The sequence below is a fragment of the Daejeonella sp. AP26 genome, from assembly GCF_056680515.1.
On the sequence record NZ_CM155286.1, the window covers coordinates 2,145,553 to 2,162,582 of the forward strand.

Annotated in this window: 16 protein-coding genes and 2 riboswitches; of the genes, 2 read left to right on the forward strand and 14 right to left on the reverse strand. The window is 43.4% G+C overall.

The window, feature by feature from the left end; genetic code table 11:
• Positions 1 to 456: 456 nt before the first annotated feature.
• From thiD to thiS, 8 genes are read right to left on the reverse strand one after another with little or no spacing between them, the layout of a single operon-like run.
• A complete protein-coding gene (gene thiD, locus AC1MCB_RS09215; RefSeq protein ID WP_479968456.1) occupies positions 457 to 1,281 on the reverse strand; it encodes a bifunctional hydroxymethylpyrimidine kinase/phosphomethylpyrimidine kinase in 825 nt (274 codons plus the stop codon).
• A gap of 9 nt (positions 1,282 to 1,290) precedes the next feature.
• The gene (gene moeB / locus AC1MCB_RS09220; protein WP_479968457.1) at positions 1,291 to 2,343 is read right to left on the reverse strand and encodes a molybdopterin-synthase adenylyltransferase MoeB; all 1,053 of its coding nucleotides are present in this window, start codon (positions 2,341 to 2,343) and stop codon (positions 1,291 to 1,293) included.
• A gap of 6 nt (positions 2,344 to 2,349) precedes the next feature.
• On the reverse strand, positions 2,350 to 3,462 hold the full coding sequence (gene thiH, locus AC1MCB_RS09225) for a 2-iminoacetate synthase ThiH (RefSeq protein WP_479968458.1): 1,113 nt from the start codon (positions 3,460 to 3,462) through the stop codon (positions 2,350 to 2,352).
• Positions 3,455 to 4,222 (reverse strand): thiazole synthase, encoded by a 768-nt coding sequence (locus AC1MCB_RS09230; RefSeq protein WP_479968459.1) that lies wholly within the window; start codon positions 4,220 to 4,222, stop codon positions 3,455 to 3,457. The genes thiH and AC1MCB_RS09230 overlap by 8 nt, the downstream gene beginning before the upstream one ends.
• Positions 4,223 to 4,228: 6 nt before the next feature.
• A complete protein-coding gene (locus AC1MCB_RS09235) occupies positions 4,229 to 4,876 on the reverse strand; it encodes a thiamine phosphate synthase (RefSeq protein ID WP_479968460.1) in 648 nt (215 codons plus the stop codon).
• 9 nt (positions 4,877 to 4,885) lie between these two features.
• The gene (locus AC1MCB_RS09240; RefSeq protein ID WP_479968461.1) at positions 4,886 to 5,479 is read right to left on the reverse strand and encodes a thiamine phosphate synthase; all 594 of its coding nucleotides are present in this window, start codon (positions 5,477 to 5,479) and stop codon (positions 4,886 to 4,888) included.
• 12 nt (positions 5,480 to 5,491) lie between these two features.
• A complete protein-coding gene (gene thiC / locus AC1MCB_RS09245; protein ID WP_479968462.1) occupies positions 5,492 to 7,375 on the reverse strand; it encodes a phosphomethylpyrimidine synthase ThiC in 1,884 nt (627 codons plus the stop codon).
• Between the two features lie 15 nt (positions 7,376 to 7,390).
• Entirely contained in the window at positions 7,391 to 7,594 is a 204-nt protein-coding gene (gene thiS / locus AC1MCB_RS09250; RefSeq protein ID WP_479968463.1) for a sulfur carrier protein ThiS, read from the reverse strand.
• Positions 7,595 to 7,653: 59 nt separating this feature from the next.
• Positions 7,654 to 7,741: riboswitch (TPP riboswitch) on the reverse strand.
• A gap of 331 nt (positions 7,742 to 8,072) precedes the next feature.
• Positions 8,073 to 8,261, forward strand: a riboswitch (cobalamin riboswitch).
• Between the two features lie 183 nt (positions 8,262 to 8,444).
• Between thiS and metE the strand changes: the two genes are divergently transcribed.
• Entirely contained in the window at positions 8,445 to 10,769 is a 2,325-nt protein-coding gene (gene metE, locus AC1MCB_RS09255) for a 5-methyltetrahydropteroyltriglutamate--homocysteine S-methyltransferase (protein ID WP_479968464.1), read from the forward strand.
• A gap of 55 nt (positions 10,770 to 10,824) precedes the next feature.
• Positions 10,825 to 11,064: a cysteine-rich CWC family protein gene (locus AC1MCB_RS09260; protein ID WP_479968728.1), complete on the forward strand. Its 240-nt coding sequence runs from the start codon at positions 10,825 to 10,827 to the stop codon at positions 11,062 to 11,064.
• A 199-nt stretch (positions 11,065 to 11,263) separates the two neighbouring features.
• Here AC1MCB_RS09260 and AC1MCB_RS09265 read toward each other — a convergent pair whose 3' ends face one another.
• From AC1MCB_RS09265 to AC1MCB_RS09290, 6 genes are all read right to left on the reverse strand, one after another.
• Entirely contained in the window at positions 11,264 to 11,968 is a 705-nt protein-coding gene (locus AC1MCB_RS09265) for a hypothetical protein (RefSeq protein ID WP_479968465.1), read from the reverse strand.
• 1,355 nt (positions 11,969 to 13,323) lie between these two features.
• On the reverse strand, positions 13,324 to 13,593 hold the full coding sequence (locus AC1MCB_RS09270; protein WP_479968466.1) for a hypothetical protein: 270 nt from the start codon (positions 13,591 to 13,593) through the stop codon (positions 13,324 to 13,326).
• 273 nt (positions 13,594 to 13,866) lie between these two features.
• On the reverse strand, positions 13,867 to 14,142 hold the full coding sequence (locus AC1MCB_RS09275) for a hypothetical protein (RefSeq protein WP_479968467.1): 276 nt from the start codon (positions 14,140 to 14,142) through the stop codon (positions 13,867 to 13,869).
• Positions 14,143 to 14,261: 119 nt separating this feature from the next.
• Positions 14,262 to 14,477 (reverse strand): hypothetical protein, encoded by a 216-nt coding sequence (locus AC1MCB_RS09280; RefSeq protein WP_479968468.1) that lies wholly within the window; start codon positions 14,475 to 14,477, stop codon positions 14,262 to 14,264.
• A gap of 306 nt (positions 14,478 to 14,783) precedes the next feature.
• Positions 14,784 to 15,224 (reverse strand): hypothetical protein, encoded by a 441-nt coding sequence (locus AC1MCB_RS09285; protein ID WP_479968469.1) that lies wholly within the window; start codon positions 15,222 to 15,224, stop codon positions 14,784 to 14,786.
• A gap of 1,494 nt (positions 15,225 to 16,718) precedes the next feature.
• Positions 16,719 to 17,024, reverse strand: a complete 306-nt coding sequence (locus tag AC1MCB_RS09290; protein ID WP_479968470.1) for a hypothetical protein — start codon at positions 17,022 to 17,024, stop codon at positions 16,719 to 16,721.
• Between the last annotated feature and the right edge of the window lie 6 nt (positions 17,025 to 17,030).

Here is a 17,030-nt window from a genome sequence, read left to right on the forward strand (position 1 = left end):
TAAAAATCAGCACTCTGATGTACCGGTACGCTGTGCTGCTGAACGAAAGTAGATGCTATAAAGCGGCAAAAAAATAGCTGAGCTCCCTTGAACCGGCTTTGGACCGCTTTGACCCCGGATTGGCAAAAATGTGGTGGTAAAAAAGACTTTCCTCAGCTCTCGTTGGGTCTGATGGGTTTGAAAAAACGAAATGAATTCCATTGACACGCAGGATCCTCTGCGAGAGACCCTGCTGAGACAAAAAAAGACTTTTATTAGCTCTCGTTCGGTTCTCGCTTAGCTCTTGTTCGGCTAAAAGGGCCTTTTTCTGAGTTCGAGCTGAACAGGAGCGCAACAAAGTATAAGGAAGAAGCGAGGAAGGTAGGTTGTAGGTGTGGGGTATCAGGTATGGGGTATCACTATCACAACCTGACTTTTTAACAGTAGCTGGTGTAAAAAGTACCAGATTCACTCTATTTAATATTTTACTAATTTCTGAGGGTCAAAAAAATGGTTCAGCGGGCCATGACCTTCTCCGGTCTTCACATCCTTACCATGCTCAATAGCCTTTTGAATATATACTTTACCTTTTAAGATCGAGGTATTCAGATCATCGCCTAACGCCATGAAAGAAGCGATAGCCGATGAAAGGCTGCACCCTGTTCCATGCGAATTGATGGTATCAATAGCGATCGACCTGTAAATCCGCTCATCACCATTTTTATTCAGGTAAACATCAAATAGGTCGGGCCCTTTTAAGTGACCACCCTTAATTAGTACCGCGTTACAACCAAATTGCATGATCCGGAACGCTGCCTTTTTCATATCGCTAATTGTTTTAACCTCCATACCGGCCAGTATTGACGCTTCATCCAGGTTCGGCGTAACCATTTGGGTTAAACCAAACAATAAGTTTTTCAACGTTGCTACCGTATTTTTTTCTATCAACAGGCGGCCGCTTGTAGCTACCATCACCGGGTCAAAAATAACCGGTACGCCCGGATGATCACATAAGGCTTCGGCAATGGCCAGGGCCAGTTCCGCATTATGTACCATGCCAATCTTAATAGCGGCAGGCTTTAAATCATCCATTACGGCTCTGATCTGCGCTTTCACAAATTCAACAGGTACAGGGTGTATAGCGCTAACACCCAAAGTGTTTTGTACCGTAATGGCGGTGATTGCGGTAGTGCCATAGCAGCCAAGCGCACTTATAGTTTTGAGGTCGGCCTGTATGCCGGCACCGCCGCTACTGTCTGATCCGGCAATACTTAATACAACAGGGTACCTGTATTTACTCATAAACCAATCTTAAATCACACCGTTTTTTAAACTGTACATTTCCCCTTTATATAAAGGCTTTAATAATTGGATAGCCATTTTACTGCGCTGACCCGTATGGCAGCAGAATACCAGTTTTTTATTTGCTGGCAACGATGCTATCTGTTCCTTTAACTCATACATAGGGATGTTGATCCCCCCGATATTATAATCTTCAAACTCATAGGTTTCCCGCACATCAACGAGGCAAATTTCGTCCGGAGATTTCGATAACCAGCTGTTTAATTCATCTATTGTAATCTCATTATTAATGATGCCGGGCGGTGCAGCGACTGGAATTTCCTGCAGTTCGGATGCCTTATGTTGTCTGGAAATCTTAAAAACAGTAGTCGTGTTATCGAGGGCATTAACCGTCATCAATTTACCGGATAGTGTTTCTCCGATACCGCAAATAATTTTGATCGCCTCGTTAGCCATATATGCACCGACGATGCCGGGTAATATTCCCAGTACACCTGTGTCGGCACAGCCGGGCACCTCATCAGATGGTGGCGCTTCAGCGAATACATCCCGGTAACCAGGGCCATCATGGTAATTGAATACAGAAATATGGCCTTCAAACTTAAATATGGAACCAAATACCAGCACTTTATTCAAAGCTCTGCAAGTATCATTAACCAGGTAGCGTGTTTCAAAATTATCCGAACCATCAATCACCAGGTCGTAATCTTTGGAGATGCGTTCCGAATTATCAGTATTAAAACGCTGGTCATAGACCGTTACTTTGATGTGCGGATTAAGCAGGCATAGCTTTTCTCTGGCCACCATGGCTTTCAATTTACCCACATCGCCTGTCGTATATAATATCTGCCGGTGCAGGTTGGTCAGGTCCACTACATCATCGTCCACAATGCCAATTTGGCCAACCCCTGCTGCCGCCAGGTATTGCAATACAGGACAACCCAGGCCGCCCGCACCAATCATCAGGACTTTAGCGCTCTTGAGTTTCTCCTGGCCGGGTAAACCAATTTCCTCCAATATGATCTGCCTGCTGTACCGCTTTAATTCTTCGCCATTCAACATGATTTATTAAGCTAAACTGTTATCCCAGTCTTTCCAAACCGGCTGGTAACCTTGTGATCTGATAAGCTGAGCAATTTGTTCGGGGCTGCGTTCATCACTGATCTCAAACTGTTCCAGCGATTCAGGTTCAACCGCATATCCCCCGGGATTGGTTTTAGATCCTGCGCTGATTGCGGTAATCCCTAACCTGATCATGTTATTCCTGAAGTTTGGCGATTCGCGGGTCGAGATAGACAGTTCCACTTCCTCGTTAAACAGGCGGTAAGCGCAAATCAATTGTACCAGTTCCCGGTCCTTCATTTCTACTTTAGGTTCCAGTCCTCCGCTAAACGGCCTTAACCTCGGAAAAGAGAGACTATATTTACTTTGCCAGTATTTTTTCTCCAGGTAATGCAGGTGCAGCGCCGTGAAGAACGAATCGGTGCGCCAGTCTTCCAAACCGATCAATACACCTAAACCCATTTTATGGATGCCTGCCTGTCCCAACCTGTCAGGGGTTTCCAACCGGTACTCAAAGTTTGATTTTTTTCCTTTGGGATGGTGTTTTTTATAATCTTCCTGGTTGTAAGTTTCCTGGTAAACCAGCACGGTGTTCAAGCCATAGGGAACTAATTGCTGATAGTCTTCCAGGTCAAGCGGTTGAACTTCCATCGATATATGCGCGAAGTGCGGGCGGATCAGGTCGAGCACTTTTTTAAAGTAATCTACATGAACTGTTTGGTTAGCCTCTCCGGTAACCAGAAGCACATGGTCGTATCCCATATCCTTGATCACGGCAACTTCCTGCATGATCTCCATCGGGGAGAGTGTTTTACGCTTCACCTTATTATCATAACTAAAACCGCAATAGGTACAAATATTATTGCACTCATTAGAGAGATAAAGCGGCAGGTAAAGCTGGATCACTTTACCAAACCGTTTCAGTGTTAAGTGCTGGCTTATCGCTGCCATTTGCTCAAGGTAAGGCGCTGCCGCAGGTGATATTAAAGCTTTAAAGTCTTCCAGGGTTCGCTTGTCTGCTGCTAATGCCCGTTCAACATCCTGGCCTGTTTTGGCATATATGCTGGCTTTCGTTTTGTCCCAATCGAATGATCTGAAAATATCTGTAAAGCTACTCATCTAAAAAAGAGGTTAAGGGGCTGCTTGCCACAGCATGAGTTACCGGTAAGGCCAGTTTGGCTTCATAGGCCATCCGTCCGGCCTCTACAGCCATTTTAAACGCTTTGGCCATTTGTACAGGGTTACCGGAAACAGCTATGGCGGTATTCACCAGTACAGCATCGGCCCCAATTTCCATTGCCCATGCCGCGTCAGAGGGCGATCCGATACCTGCATCTACAATTACAGCTACATTACTTTGGCTGATAATGATCTCCAGGAAGTCAACGGTCTTTAACCCCTTGTTACTTCCGATAGGCGAACCCAATGGCATGACGGCCGAAGTGCCCGCATCTTCCAGTCTTTTGCATAACACAGGGTCGGCATGTATATAGGGTAATACAATAAATCCCATTTTTGCCAATTCCTCCGTCGCTTTTAGGGTTTCGATAGGGTCGGGCATTAAATATTTAGGATCGGGATGAATTTCCAGTTTGATCCAGTTAGTTTCCAAAGCTTCGCGTGCCAGTTGAGCAGCGAAGATGGCTTCCTTAGCATTCCGTACGCCTGATGTATTAGGCAACAGGTTCATATGAGGATATTTCAGCCGGATCAACAGGTCGTCCCCTTCATTATTTTTAACGTCAACACGCCTGAGGGCAACGGTTACCAGTTCCGACCCGGAGGCCAATAACGCTTCTTCCATTAAAGCGGATGAACTGAACTTACCGGTTCCGGTAAACAGGCGCGAACTAAACGTTTTGTCGGCTATTGTCAACATGATTATTTAAGGTTTAGGTATTGAACTTGAAGAAAAAGCGTTTAATTGGCCATACATCCGTCGAACCAGCTCAGCCCGGTTAGCCGCATAGGTAATGGTACCGGATACGGCAATTCCGTAAGCGCCGGATTCCATTATTCCAGCGATATCATCCTGTAAAATACCACCTATAGCAATAATTGGAACCGGCGCCGGCGCCAATTTTTTCATGATCTCATTAATTCCCTCCCAGCCGAGTATGGGGCTTAATTCTTGTTTTGTATGGGTAAACCGGTAAGGGCCCAGACCTATGTAATCAACACCTTCGGCTATTCTCTGTCCGATATCCCGGAAAGTGTTCGCGGTTCCGCCAATGATTATTTTGGAGCCTGCAATTTTTCTTGCCAGGCTGACCGGCATGTCCTGTAAACCAAGGTGCACTCCAGATGCGCCTACCTTCAACGCGATCTCAAGATGATCGTTAACGATCAGTTTAGCCCCGTGCTGGTTACATAACCTCTTCGCTTCTAGCGCATACTCCAGGATGACATCGGCGGGCTGATCTTTAACCCGTAATTGTATCCACTTACATCCGGCCTTCAGGGCCTGACTGATGGCGGTGAGGTGCGACCCGTTTTCCGGTTGCTGTGAGATATAGTGTAATTTATCAACCATGATGATACTTTATTTGTGAAGCCAGATTTCTTTTAATTGATTAAAGCGCGCAAGTGCCTGATCCGGCTCATTCCAAAGGGTTCCCAGAACTGCGGCGCCATCAAAACCCATCGCTTTGACTCTGGTTAAATTAGATGTGTTCACTCCCCCTAAGGCAATTACTTTCGGCCTGTTCGTATCGTGGTCTAACTTGAAACCTGCCGGCAACCTGCTTTGATAACCGGGCTTTGATATACTATCAAACACAGCCCCGTAAAAAACATAATCAAATCGCTTTATCCCGGGCAGTATTGCCAGGTTATGAACAGACGTGCTTAGCGTATATCCGTCATCCAGCTGCTTTTGCCATTGATTTGTATTTGATTTCATTCGCGCGCGTTCTGTATAATGCAGCCTTTTCATACCAAAGCCGGCTGCTATCTGATGAAACTGATGCAGGGCGATCCGGTCATAGAACCGGGGTGCTATTCCATTTATTAAATCGGTTACTGTCTGGATTTCACTTCCGGGTTTCCGGATGTGAAAGTATCTCAAACCCAACTGAAACAGGTCGTTAATAATGATACTTTCATCAGCAACAGCAACCGGGCTTGAAATCACCATCAGGTCCATCATTTATAAGTAGATCTCACTTCCTTTCTGTAAAAATTCCTTTGATTTTTCTTCCATACCTTTTGACAACGCATCAGTTTCGCCCATGCCGTTTTCTTTAGCGTAGTCGCGTACATCCTGCGTGATCTTCATGGAACAAAAGTTTGGCCCGCACATGGAGCAGAAGTGGGCGATCTTGGCACCATCGGCAGGCAGGGTTTCATCATGAAATTCTTTGGCGGTATCCGGATCTAACGACAGGTTAAACTGGTCTTCCCATCTGAACTCAAAACGCGCTTTACTTAAAGCATTGTCCCGGTATTGTGCGCCTGGGTGACCCTTGGCTAAATCAGCAGCATGAGCGGCAATTTTATAAGTAATTACCCCGTCCTTCACGTCCTTTTTATTCGGCAGGCCCAGGTGTTCTTTGGGTGTAACATAACAAAGCATAGCCGTACCGAACCAGCCGATCATGGCCGCTCCTATAGCTGAAGTGATGTGGTCGTACCCCGGTGCAATATCCGTGGTTAAGGGGCCTAAAGTATAAAATGGAGCTTCGCCACACTGGGCCAATTGCTTGTCCATATTTTCCTTGATCATATGCATGGGAATATGGCCCGGGCCTTCAATAATCGTTTGAATATCGTGTTTCCAGGCAATTTTGGTGAGTTCACCTAAAGTTTCCAATTCGCCAAACTGCGCGGCATCATTGGCATCGGCAATACATCCGGGCCTTAAGCCGTCACCTAATGAAAAGGCGACATCATAAGCTTTCATGATCTCGCAGATCTCTTCAAAGTGTGTATACAGAAAGTTTTCTTTATGATGAGCCAGGCACCATTTAGCCATAATAGAGCCGCCTCGTGATACAATTCCTGTAATACGCCTGGCTGTAAGCGGAACATAACGCAACAATACACCTGCATGGATAGTGAAATAATCCACGCCTTGTTCGGCTTGCTCGATCAGGGTATCCCTGAAAAGTTCCCAGGTCAGGTCTTCGGCTTTGCCATTCACTTTTTCCAATGCCTGGTAAATAGGCACCGTGCCGACAGGTACCGGCGTATTTCGGATGATCCATTCCCGGGTTTCGTGAATGTTCTTTCCGGTAGACAGGTCCATAATCGTATCGGCGCCCCAGCGGCAGGCCCAAACCGCTTTCTCTACTTCTTCTTCGATACCGGAGGTAACTGCCGAGTTGCCGATATTGGCATTGATCTTTACCAGGAAGTTACGCCCGATGATCATCGGCTCGCTTTCCGGATGGTTGATGTTCGATGGAATAACAGCCCGGCCAGCTGCCACTTCCTGGCGTACAAATTCGGGTGTAATATATCCTTTGGGTGTATTGGCACCAAAACTTTGGCCGGGGTGCTGATGTGACATCACCTCATACTGGTCGTTCAATTGCTCTTTCAATAAATCGATGCGCTGGTTTTCCCGGATAGCTATGTATTCCATTTCGGGCGTGATAATGCCCTTCCTGGCGTAGTGCATCTGTGATACATTCATTCCCGGCTTTGCCCTATAAGGTTTGCTGATGTGCGCAAATCGTAATGCGTCCAGATTTTGATCATGGGCGCGCTGGTTTCCGTAGTCTGATGAAATATGTTCCAGCTGTTCTACATCGCCACGGTCTATGATCCATTGCTCACGCAGCCGCGGCAAACCTTGTTTCACATCGATCTCTGTATCCGGATCGGTATAGGGGCCGCTGGTATCATAAATAGTGACGGGCGCATTAGGCTCTGTTTCGCCAAATCGCCCATGCAATTTAGTTTCAGCCAGGCTCACTTCACGCATCGCTATTTCGATGTTATGCAGCTGACCTTTGACATAAATTTTGCGTGACCCCGGGAAGGGTGTACGGCTGATCACTTGTTCTCCAGGAATGTTTTCAGTTTTCATAATTTGGGTGTGTAATTATCCGCCTTGGGTGGCTTTGATGATAGTGAGATTATCGCCGGGATTTAAAAGGTGGCCTGACCAGTCGCCTTTAGCAATAATTTCCTGATTGACAGCAACAGCGATGCCTTTGGCAGGCTGTTGAATAACAGTGTCAAGCATTTGCTGCAGGGAGCAAGGGATAACAATGGGATAACTTTGCTGGTTTACGGTAATTTCCATCCTGTTTAAAATTTAATAAACTAAAGGAATGGACCCGTTGGAGGAATGGTAAACAACTTGTAAGTTGTTCTACTTTTCCCTTCGGCAGTACTAACTGCATCAGGTTCAAAGGGTATTTCTCAGCGCAAGGCACCCCTAAAGTTTTTGTAAAGGTATAAAGTATTACTAGTTTATTTAATTTTTATTCTGGTCTTGCAATCTCCTGATGGAATTGCCCTGCTATGCAGCCATAATTTGTTGGTCTGAACGGGCATATACCAATTCCGCCTGCCCGTCTTTTTTAACCACCCAAAGTTTGGTGAGGACAAGCCTCTCCTGGCAGGACAGGAATGAAGAGGCACTTAACCTGACGGATATAGACTCCCGAAAGGTATGAGAGCGGGTAATATCGCAATCCTGAATAAACTTATTTGTGAGGTAAGGCTTCAGCAATTACATCGTTATTACTTACATTTGCGCCGAAACAAGTTCTTTACTTTCTTCATCAACCAGTATAGGTTTTACTTAATTGTAGATTAATAGGGAATCGTGTGCAAATCACGAGCTGTCGCGCAACTGTAAGTAACACAAAAAGTTTTTGCCAATTATGTCCACTGCCGGTTTCCGGAATGGGAAGGACGGTAAAAATGTTACAAGCCAGGAGACCTGCCACTTACTGAATTGACAATGCTTTCGCGATTAGAAGCTATGGTCAGGTCTGGTTTGCTTAATAAATCCTGAATGGATTTGATTTGGGTCATATACTCTAAAGACAGGCAGTATTCACACTTTCCATTTTCTTATCATAACGCATTGCGAAGTTTAGCTGAAGAGCTTTTAACCGATTTATTCATTTAATCATTAAAAGAAAATGCTAACGCAAAACCTCGGCTACCCGCGAACTGGTAGCCAACGTGAGTTAAAAAAAGTCTGCGAGAACTATTGGGCAGGCAAAACGGGGCTTAAAAGTGTGCTTACCGTAGGGAAAACTATCCGTCATGAAAATTGGCAGATACAAAAGGATGCAGGTATTGATCTGATCCCATCAAACGATTTCTCCTATTATGACCATGTTTTGGATCATTCACTAATGTTCGGAGCAATTCCCAAACGTTATCATAAAGTGATACAAAAGAACGGGAATGAAGAACTTGATCTGTACTTTGCTATGGCCCGCGGCTATCAAAAAGACGGACTGGATATCAGTGCTATGGAATTGACCAAATGGTTTAATACCAATTACCATTATATCGTCCCGGAGTTTTATAAAGATCAGCAGTTTAAGTTATTTTCAACTAAGATTATTGATGAGTTTTACGATGCCAAACAACTTGGCATTATGACAAAACCTGTGCTGATCGGCCCGGTGTCTTACCTGTTATTAGGTAAAGAAAAAGAAGCGGGTTTTGAAAAGATTGACCTGATCAAAAATCTTCTGCCGGTTTACATTGAAATATTGAATAAGCTGAACGGTCTTGGCGCAGAGTGGGTGCAATTCGATGAACCGTTTTTATCGCTTGATCTGAGTGAGAAAGAACAGACGGTTTTTAGAGCGACTTATAAGCGACTACGTAAGGAATTTCCATTCTTAAAAATCGTATTGGCTACCTATTTTGAAGGCCTGGGAAACAATATCTCTGTAGCTACCGCTCTGCCGGTGGATGTATTACATATCGACGTGGTTCGGGCACCACAACAACTGGAAGAGGTGATGGCACATTTGCCAGATAAAACAATACTGTCATTAGGCATTGTAGATGGCCGTAATATCTGGAAAAATTATTTTGACGGGTCGCTTGCTATTATTGAAAAAGCGAAAGAGAAACTTGGTTCTGAGCGGGTATGGATAGCGCCGTCGTGCTCTTTGATCCACTCACCCTGTGATCTGAACAACGAAACAAACGAAGCTGTGCTAACTTCTGAAATCAAGCAATGGCTGGCTTTTGCCCGACAAAAAGTGACAGAGCTGGTACTGTTAAGAAACTTATCCGCTGGTAACACGGGCGCGGGTATTGAACGTCAGCTGGTGGAAAACAGGCGGGCCAATGAGGCGAGGAGAAGCTCTGTGCTGATTAAGAACCAGTCGGTTAAAGAGCGTGTGAGCAGCATTACTGAAAAAGATGACAAACGTACCAGTATTTTTCAGGTAAGAAAACTGCAACAGCAACAGCTATTAAAGTTACCGCTGTTTGCTACTACAACCATCGGCTCATTTCCGCAGACCGCTGAGGTAAGAAGCTGGCGCACGCAGCTCAAAAAGGGTTTGCTGACTGAAGCAGAGTATAGCAGCCTGATTGAACAGGAAACCTCCAAAGCAGTAAAATGGCAGGAAGAAATTGATCTCGACGTTTTGGTCCATGGCGAGTTTGAACGCAATGACATGGTAGAATATTTCGGAGAGCAGTTAGACGGTTTTACTTTTACACAAAACGGTTGGGTACAAAGCTATGGCAGCCGCTGTGTGAAACCGCCCATCATTTATGGGGATGTCTCCAGGCCGCAGCCAATGACCGTTAAGTGGTCGGCTTACGCACAGTCCTTAACTTCTAAATGGATGAAGGGCATGTTAACCGGCCCGGTAACCATTCTTCAATGGTCCTTTGTAAGGAACGATCAGCCGCGGGCCGAAACCTGTACCCAGATAGCTTTAGCTATACGTGATGAAGTATGCGATCTGGAAAAAGCTGGTATTAAGATCATACAGATTGATGAACCTGCCATACGCGAAGGCTTACCGTTACGAAAAGAAGATTGGGCGGGATATCTGAACTGGGCCGTTAAAGCATTCCGGATTTCGGCCAGTGGCGTACAGGATGATACCCAGATACATACCCATATGTGCTATTCTGAGTTTAACGATATTATAAACAGCATTGCTGATATGGATGCCGATGTGATTACCATAGAAACTTCCCGTTCGCAGATGGAACTGCTTGACGTCTTCGCTGATTTTAAGTATCCCAACGAAATAGGCCCGGGCGTTTACGATATTCATTCGCCCCGTGTACCTAACAAGGAGGAAATGACGTATTTGCTTAAAAAAGCCCGGGCAGTCATCCCCGACGGCCAGCTATGGGTCAACCCGGATTGTGGTTTAAAAACCCGGGCATGGGATGAAACTAAACGAGCATTGATCGAGATGGTTGCTGCCGCTAAAGAAATAAGGGAAAGCGTCACCACAGGAACAGCTGTTTAAACCAATACCTGAGCTGTACATCTCTATCAAAGATGTACAGCTTTATGAAGATATGATGGCAGATCACGAAAAGAAATATTGCCCCCGGTGTAACGAACCCTTTGAATGCAAGGTTGGCAGCATTCTGTTATGCCAGTGCCAGGGACTTACCCTTTCTGAGCTGGAAAAAGATTATATACGGCTGACTTACCCTGATTGTCTTTGCAGAAACTGCCTGCGATCTATAAAACACGAAATAAGTTCTACAGCCATCACACAGAAACTGCAGGCAATACTTTCACAAATTAAAAAATAGAAAACGCATCATTTTCAGTTTTACCTGCAGCTTTGATCGTACTTACTCAAATAGAGGTTGTCAGCGGGGCCTTTACTGAATGCCATATTTTCACATTCATGAAGTTGAAATACAGAAGCCAAAAAAATAGAAATAAAAAAAGGCTGCCTTCACAATATACTTATGAGACAGCCTCTTAGCAGAATATTTTTAATATTGCTTAATCTTCAAAATCGCAATCACCAAATATATTCAGGTTTGCTTTAAACTTATTATAAAGGTTAACATTCGATGCGGATGAAATTACGATAGCCCCGTTAGTTTTAGCCGCTTCATCCAAATCAGCAGAACTGACATTAGTTAGGAATTTGTTAAGCTTAACGTTGATCAGACCTAAATAATCCGCAGATCCACTAATTAGCAAATCCTCTGCCTCCACTTCGATTTCAAACTCATCGTTGAAATAAAACTCCACTGGTGTTACACTGCCCGTGTTGTTAGTATACGACCCTTTTAAAGTTAGCGGTATATCATTTGTAGAGGATTTTTCCAATTTCAACTTTAATTCTACTTCATCATAAGTACCATCTGGTATGGTAATGCTTCCTAATACCGGACTGATATCGAGCAAATTAATATTGAACTGACCTTTCAGTTCATATTCAATTTCAACATTATTATTCTCTGCTTCAAAGTCAATTTCAGTAACATTTAATTTTCCGGCAGTCCAGGTTAAGCTTGAGTTTGAATTCACGGTGACAATTAATCCGCTGCCAGAAACTGTAGAGCCAACTGATGCAGTCAAGTTAGATGGCTTCACCTGGTAGGAAACATTACCTCCGGTGGAATCCTCCTTAGCACAGGAGGATAAGGCCATTGCGGATCCAAGCAGTACCGTTCCATAATTTAATAAATATTTTTTCATGTTCTTTTTTAAAGGTTTATAAAATTCTTGCTTTGAAGGCAGTGTCATTATACGTACAGGTAATAAAAATGTTACCAGGAGTAAATTTATTATTAGTCATCCTGTGTGAAATTTCAAGGTGTTCATTTTATCATCGATAGTGAAAGACGTAAGTAATTAGCCGTGGCAATCCCGATGGAGGATCGGGATCGAAATGATCTCCAACCGATGAAATGCTGCCTCTTGTCTTCTAGCGTTTCTGCCCTCTGTTCTTTTGTGAGTTAAAACAACTTAACCAAGTGGTATATCTTCTTCAGTCGCTACCGCGGATGTCACTTTTTCTTCATTTGTTTTAGTCTGTTTTTCAGGCATTCAGGAGAACGCTGCGCTTAGTTTTTTCGTTGTTTTAGTAGTTTTAAAAAGGCACTCAAGAGGTCGCTGCGCTTAGTTTCTTCAGGAAAAAAAAGTATGCAAATGCCGACCGAAGGGAGACCATTCAAGCCGATAAAAACAACAAACAAACCTTGAATGAAACCCCGCCGCTGCTTTAAATGTTATAAAAGTCAGTGGGTAGGCTTTGCTTGTGCCCGCCATCCCGATGAATCGGGACGGAAAAGAGGTGAACGGAGAGGTTTTCTGTGGGCCTTAGACAGCAGTTAGGATTTTGCGGTTGTCGATTTATTTCTTTTCTTATCAACGCAGTATATCGGTCGACATAAAGCCTTTGTTTGCCGGTAACCTATAATAACCCCGTCATGGGTAGGCTCAAAATCTCTTTGGATTTCCAGGTGTTCATTTTATCATCGATAGTGAAAGAAGTAAGTAATGAGCCGTGGCAATCCCGATGGAGGATCGGGATCGAAATGATCTCCAACCGATGAAATGCTGCCTCTTGTCTTCTAGCATTTCTGCTTTCTGTTCTTTTGTGAGTTAAAACAACTTAGGTCAGTGGGATATTTTCTGTAGTCGCTACCGCGGGTGTCACTTTTTCTTCATTGTTTGTAGTTTCTTTCTTTAGGCATTCAGGAGAACGCTGCGCTTAGTTTTTTCGTTGTTTTAGTAGTTTTAAAAAGGCACTCAAGAGATCGCTGCGCTAAGTTTCTTCGGGAAAAAAAAGTAACCAAAAAACCCCGCCGCTGCGTTTGTTGCTTCTGAAGTCAGTAAGATGGCTTGGTCTGTGCCGGCCGCAACAAACAATGCGGAAGGGAGGTGAACGCAGGGGTTATCAGTAGGCCTTATATAGCGGTTACGGTTCCGTTTTTATCGGTTTAGTAGTTTTTTTATGAATGTTGTATAGCGACCAACTTATTGTATAAAAGGAAATTAAAAACACCACGACGTCATTTCGATCCCGATCCTTCATCGGGAGAGAAATCTCATACGAGAAAGCAAATCGAGGATTGAGCGTTCTTTGCCAGGATTGCCATGGCCGACATGTTGAGTGCATCCTTCAAAGACGCGGTATTTTCTTTTATCCAGGTTGGTATCTGTGGTTCAAAAAATCGATCATGGAACAATAGCATCGATAGGCTAATTTGCCCATCTAAGATCTCGTATCTCAAATCTGAATGCAGCTCCCTCTCCGGAATTTGAGAATGCTTTTCTAAAAGGTATTGCTCCAACTGTGCCGCATCGTGATCTGCCATGAAGATTATGTCCCGACAGGGTCTCCCGAAGGGGACCCTGCCATTTAGATATCCCGGAAATCTTTGACACATATTAACGGATAATTTACGGACATCTAATTGTTGAGTTCATCTTCCTTAATCTGTGTATCTGTGGTGAACTTTTCTTTTTGCCTGCCATCGGTTTTAGCATCCTTGTTTTATCATTTACAAATGATCTCGGAATCTGTGGTCAAAAAATCGATCATGGACAATAGCATCGATAGGCTAATTTGCCATCTAAGATCTCGTATCTCAAATCTGAATGCAGCTCCCTCTCTCCGGAATTTGAGAATGCTTTTCTAAAAGGTATTGCTCCAACTGTGCCGCATCGTGATCTGCCATGAAGATTGTCTGCAGAATTTCTTCAAGCTTAGCGGACTTGCTATTGCCATTGCTATCGATTACCTGGTCAGTTAAATCTGTTTCGTTTTCATCTGACGTAAACGGATTACTGTTTTCCTGAGGATTAACGTCATTCTTAATCGGGTATGATTCAAATTCTAACTGCTGTTTGTGTTCGCTTTGCATAGTATTAAGCTTATTGCTACTGATTGGCGCTCCCCTCCGCACCTGCCGTAGTTCATTCAATAATCATATAAAAGGGGTAAACCAGTTTAGGCTTTATTTTGTGCCCGGTTATTAAGGTGTCAAAAAGCCAAAATCATGCTTTGGTTGTCATTCGGCCCCGTTAACTCCGGCTTCATTTCTTTTGAACCTGCTTTGTTCGGGTTCCCCTTTTCATGTCCTCCATTTATCAAGCATGATTCTGCTCCAAAAGCCTCTGATACAGAGAAGAAAATACAAACGCCGATAACGAGCAGATGGGTGAATAAACAAATGATTAATCGTTTCCTGGTTTTCATTGACCACAAATTTATGACCTGCAGCTTTTCATTTCATTGACTTTGGTTAAGAAAGTAGGGATTAGGTATTAGCTATCAGGTATCAGGTATGAGGTATCAGGTATGAGGTATCAGGTATGAGGTATCAGGTATGGGAAACAAACCACCCCAACCACGGCGTCATATCGACGACCCCTTTGGGAGGAGATATCTCAGGTACTTAATGCAGGACCCTCCTCTCCCGAGGATGCATCGGCTTCGAAGTGACGGGAAGAAGGTAACTATTTCAATTTGCTCGAATATTTAGTCATCGAGACTGTAGACTAATCATTTCCCGTTTGACAAATGGTGCAGATAATTGTCTAAACTTTCGACGTAAATCCTGATCAGGGATTCGATGGATAGGGCATCCCTTCCTATAATGCACTTCGCTTTTAGAAATTTATCAGGAAGGAATTCAATGATTTCCAGTAATTGGGAATTATGCCTCTCCCACAAACAAATAATTTCTTCCTTTCTGAGCTTGCTATAGTAACCGTATTTATTCCAGTTATGCTGGTCATAAAAGACTTTCAAATCATGTTTGACCTGAAACATTGCGAATGTTTGGTGATAGTTAGTTGCACTGTCTATCAGCTCGCCTAAGATTTCCTTCTTACTTCGTATGCCAGCTGATTTAAAAGAAAATGCTATTTCATCAATCTGTCTGAGTTTATGCGGTATGAGTATGGATAAGTATCGAAGCGTTTGGATTTCCCTTTGCTTCATTTATATGTCAAGGCTATTCATTATGCAAATATATTAAGTTTCAGTTAAATATCTTCTTCTGGAACCAGGTAGTGATATATTAGCTGTCAGGTATCAGCTATCAGGTGTCAGCTTAATTTGTGTAAAGCCAGGATGAATACTATAAATTGATCACCACGAATAGACATTCAACTTAGATGTATAACGCGAAACAGGTATCAGCTATCAGGTATCAGCTATCAGCTTAAATCGGTGGAACGCTAGAATGACTACTATAGAAAAAATTACCACGAATAGCAATACAACCGTGGATTCATAAACTCATAAACTCATAAACCGCTTACAACCATAACCCCATAACCCGGAACTGGCAGCTATCAGGTGTCAGCTTAATTTGTGTAAAGCCAGGATGACTACTATAGATTGATCACCAGTATAGAAATTCAACTTAGATGCATAACGCGAAACAGGTATCAGCTATCAGATATCAGCTATCAGCTTAAATCGGTGGAAAGCTAGAATGACTACTTTAGAAAAAATTACCACGATAGCAATACAACCGTGGATTCATAAACCAATAAACCTATAAACTCATAAACCGCTTACAACCATAACCCCATAACCCGGAACTGGCAGCTATCAGGTGTCAGCTTAATTTGTGTAAAGCCGGGATGACTACTATAGATTGATCACCAGTATAGAAATTCAACTTAGATGCATAACGCGAAACAGGTATCAGCTATCAGATATCAGCTATCAGCTTAAATCGGTGGAAAGCTAGAATGACTACTTTAGAAAAAATTACCACGATAGCAATACAACCGTGGATTCATAAACCAATAAACCTATAAACTCATAAACCGCTTACAACCATAACCCCATAACCCGGAACTGGCAGCTATCAGGTGTCAGCTTATTTGTGTAAAGTCAGGATGAATACTATAAATGACCACCACGATTAGACATTCAACTTAGATGCATAACGCGAAACAGCTATCAGGTATCAGGTATCCGCTTAAATCGGTGGAAAGCTAGAATGACTACTATAGAAAAAATTACCACGAATAGCAATACAACCGTGGATTCATAAACCAATAAACCTATAAACTCATAAACCGCTTACAACCATAACCCCATAACCCGGAACTGGCAGCTATCAGGTGTCAGCTTATTTGTGTAAAGTCAGGATGAATACTATAAATGACCACCACGATTAGACATTCAACTTAGATGCATAACGCGAAACAGCTATCAGGTATCAGGTATCCGCTTAAATTGGTGGAAAGCTAGAATGACTACTATAGAAAAAATTACCACGAATAGCAATACAACCGTGGATTCATAAACCAATAAACCTATAAACTCATAAACCGCTTATAACCATAACCCCATAACCCGGAAATAGCAGCTATCAGGCGTCAGCCTAATTTGTGTAAAGTCAGAATGATTACTATAAATTGAAAATCCGGATCGCATCATATCTTTCATCTCGTATCTCAAATCTCAAATCTAATCTCAGCTCCCCCTCCCCGGGGGAGGGTTGGGGTGAGGCTCCGGGAAAAGCAAATAAACCACATCCTTTTCTTTGTAGTAGTACTTATTCCTGATTTTACTATATGGCAGCAGTCCTTCGGCACGGCGGCGCTTCAGGGTACTTTTGCTCCAGCTCAATTTAAACATCACATCCTGATCATTGAACCAGACTTCGGGAAGGCTGATCTTGCCGGCGTCGTTATATTCGGCCAGAAAACGAACATAGTATAGGATCTGTCCCTGGTTTCTTTCAATTATCTCAAGCTTTTGAAGTATCGGCTTATCCATAATGGC

What these genes read in the sequence shown, in the direction of transcription:
- thiD (WP_479968456.1), bottom strand. Translation starts at nt 1,281, where the DNA reads ATGAGTAAATACAGGTACCCTGTTGTATTAAGTATTGCCGGATCAGAC.
- moeB (WP_479968457.1), bottom strand. Translation starts at nt 2,343, where the DNA reads ATGTTGAATGGCGAAGAATTAAAGCGGTACAGCAGGCAGATCATATTG.
- thiH (WP_479968458.1), bottom strand. Translation starts at nt 3,462, where the DNA reads ATGAGTAGCTTTACAGATATTTTCAGATCATTCGATTGGGACAAAACG.
- AC1MCB_RS09230 (WP_479968459.1), bottom strand. Translation starts at nt 4,222, where the DNA reads ATGTTGACAATAGCCGACAAAACGTTTAGTTCGCGCCTGTTTACCGGA.
- AC1MCB_RS09235 (WP_479968460.1), bottom strand. Translation starts at nt 4,876, where the DNA reads ATGGTTGATAAATTACACTATATCTCACAGCAACCGGAAAACGGGTCG.
- AC1MCB_RS09240 (WP_479968461.1), bottom strand. Translation starts at nt 5,479, where the DNA reads ATGGTGATTTCAAGCCCGGTTGCTGTTGCTGATGAAAGTATCATTATT.
- thiC (WP_479968462.1), bottom strand. Translation starts at nt 7,375, where the DNA reads ATGAAAACTGAAAACATTCCTGGAGAACAAGTGATCAGCCGTACACCC.
- thiS (WP_479968463.1), bottom strand. Translation starts at nt 7,594, where the DNA reads ATGGAAATTACCGTAAACCAGCAAAGTTATCCCATTGTTATCCCTTGC.
- metE (WP_479968464.1), top strand. Translation starts at nt 8,445, where the DNA reads ATGCTAACGCAAAACCTCGGCTACCCGCGAACTGGTAGCCAACGTGAG.
- AC1MCB_RS09260 (WP_479968728.1), top strand. Translation starts at nt 10,825, where the DNA reads ATGGCAGATCACGAAAAGAAATATTGCCCCCGGTGTAACGAACCCTTT.
- AC1MCB_RS09265 (WP_479968465.1), bottom strand. Translation starts at nt 11,968, where the DNA reads ATGAAAAAATATTTATTAAATTATGGAACGGTACTGCTTGGATCCGCA.
- AC1MCB_RS09270 (WP_479968466.1), bottom strand. Translation starts at nt 13,593, where the DNA reads ATGGCAGATCACGATGCGGCACAGTTGGAGCAATACCTTTTAGAAAAG.
- AC1MCB_RS09275 (WP_479968467.1), bottom strand. Translation starts at nt 14,142, where the DNA reads ATGCAAAGCGAACACAAACAGCAGTTAGAATTTGAATCATACCCGATT.
- AC1MCB_RS09280 (WP_479968468.1), bottom strand. Translation starts at nt 14,477, where the DNA reads ATGAAAACCAGGAAACGATTAATCATTTGTTTATTCACCCATCTGCTC.
- AC1MCB_RS09285 (WP_479968469.1), bottom strand. Translation starts at nt 15,224, where the DNA reads ATGAAGCAAAGGGAAATCCAAACGCTTCGATACTTATCCATACTCATA.
- AC1MCB_RS09290 (WP_479968470.1), bottom strand. Translation starts at nt 17,024, where the DNA reads ATGGATAAGCCGATACTTCAAAAGCTTGAGATAATTGAAAGAAACCAG.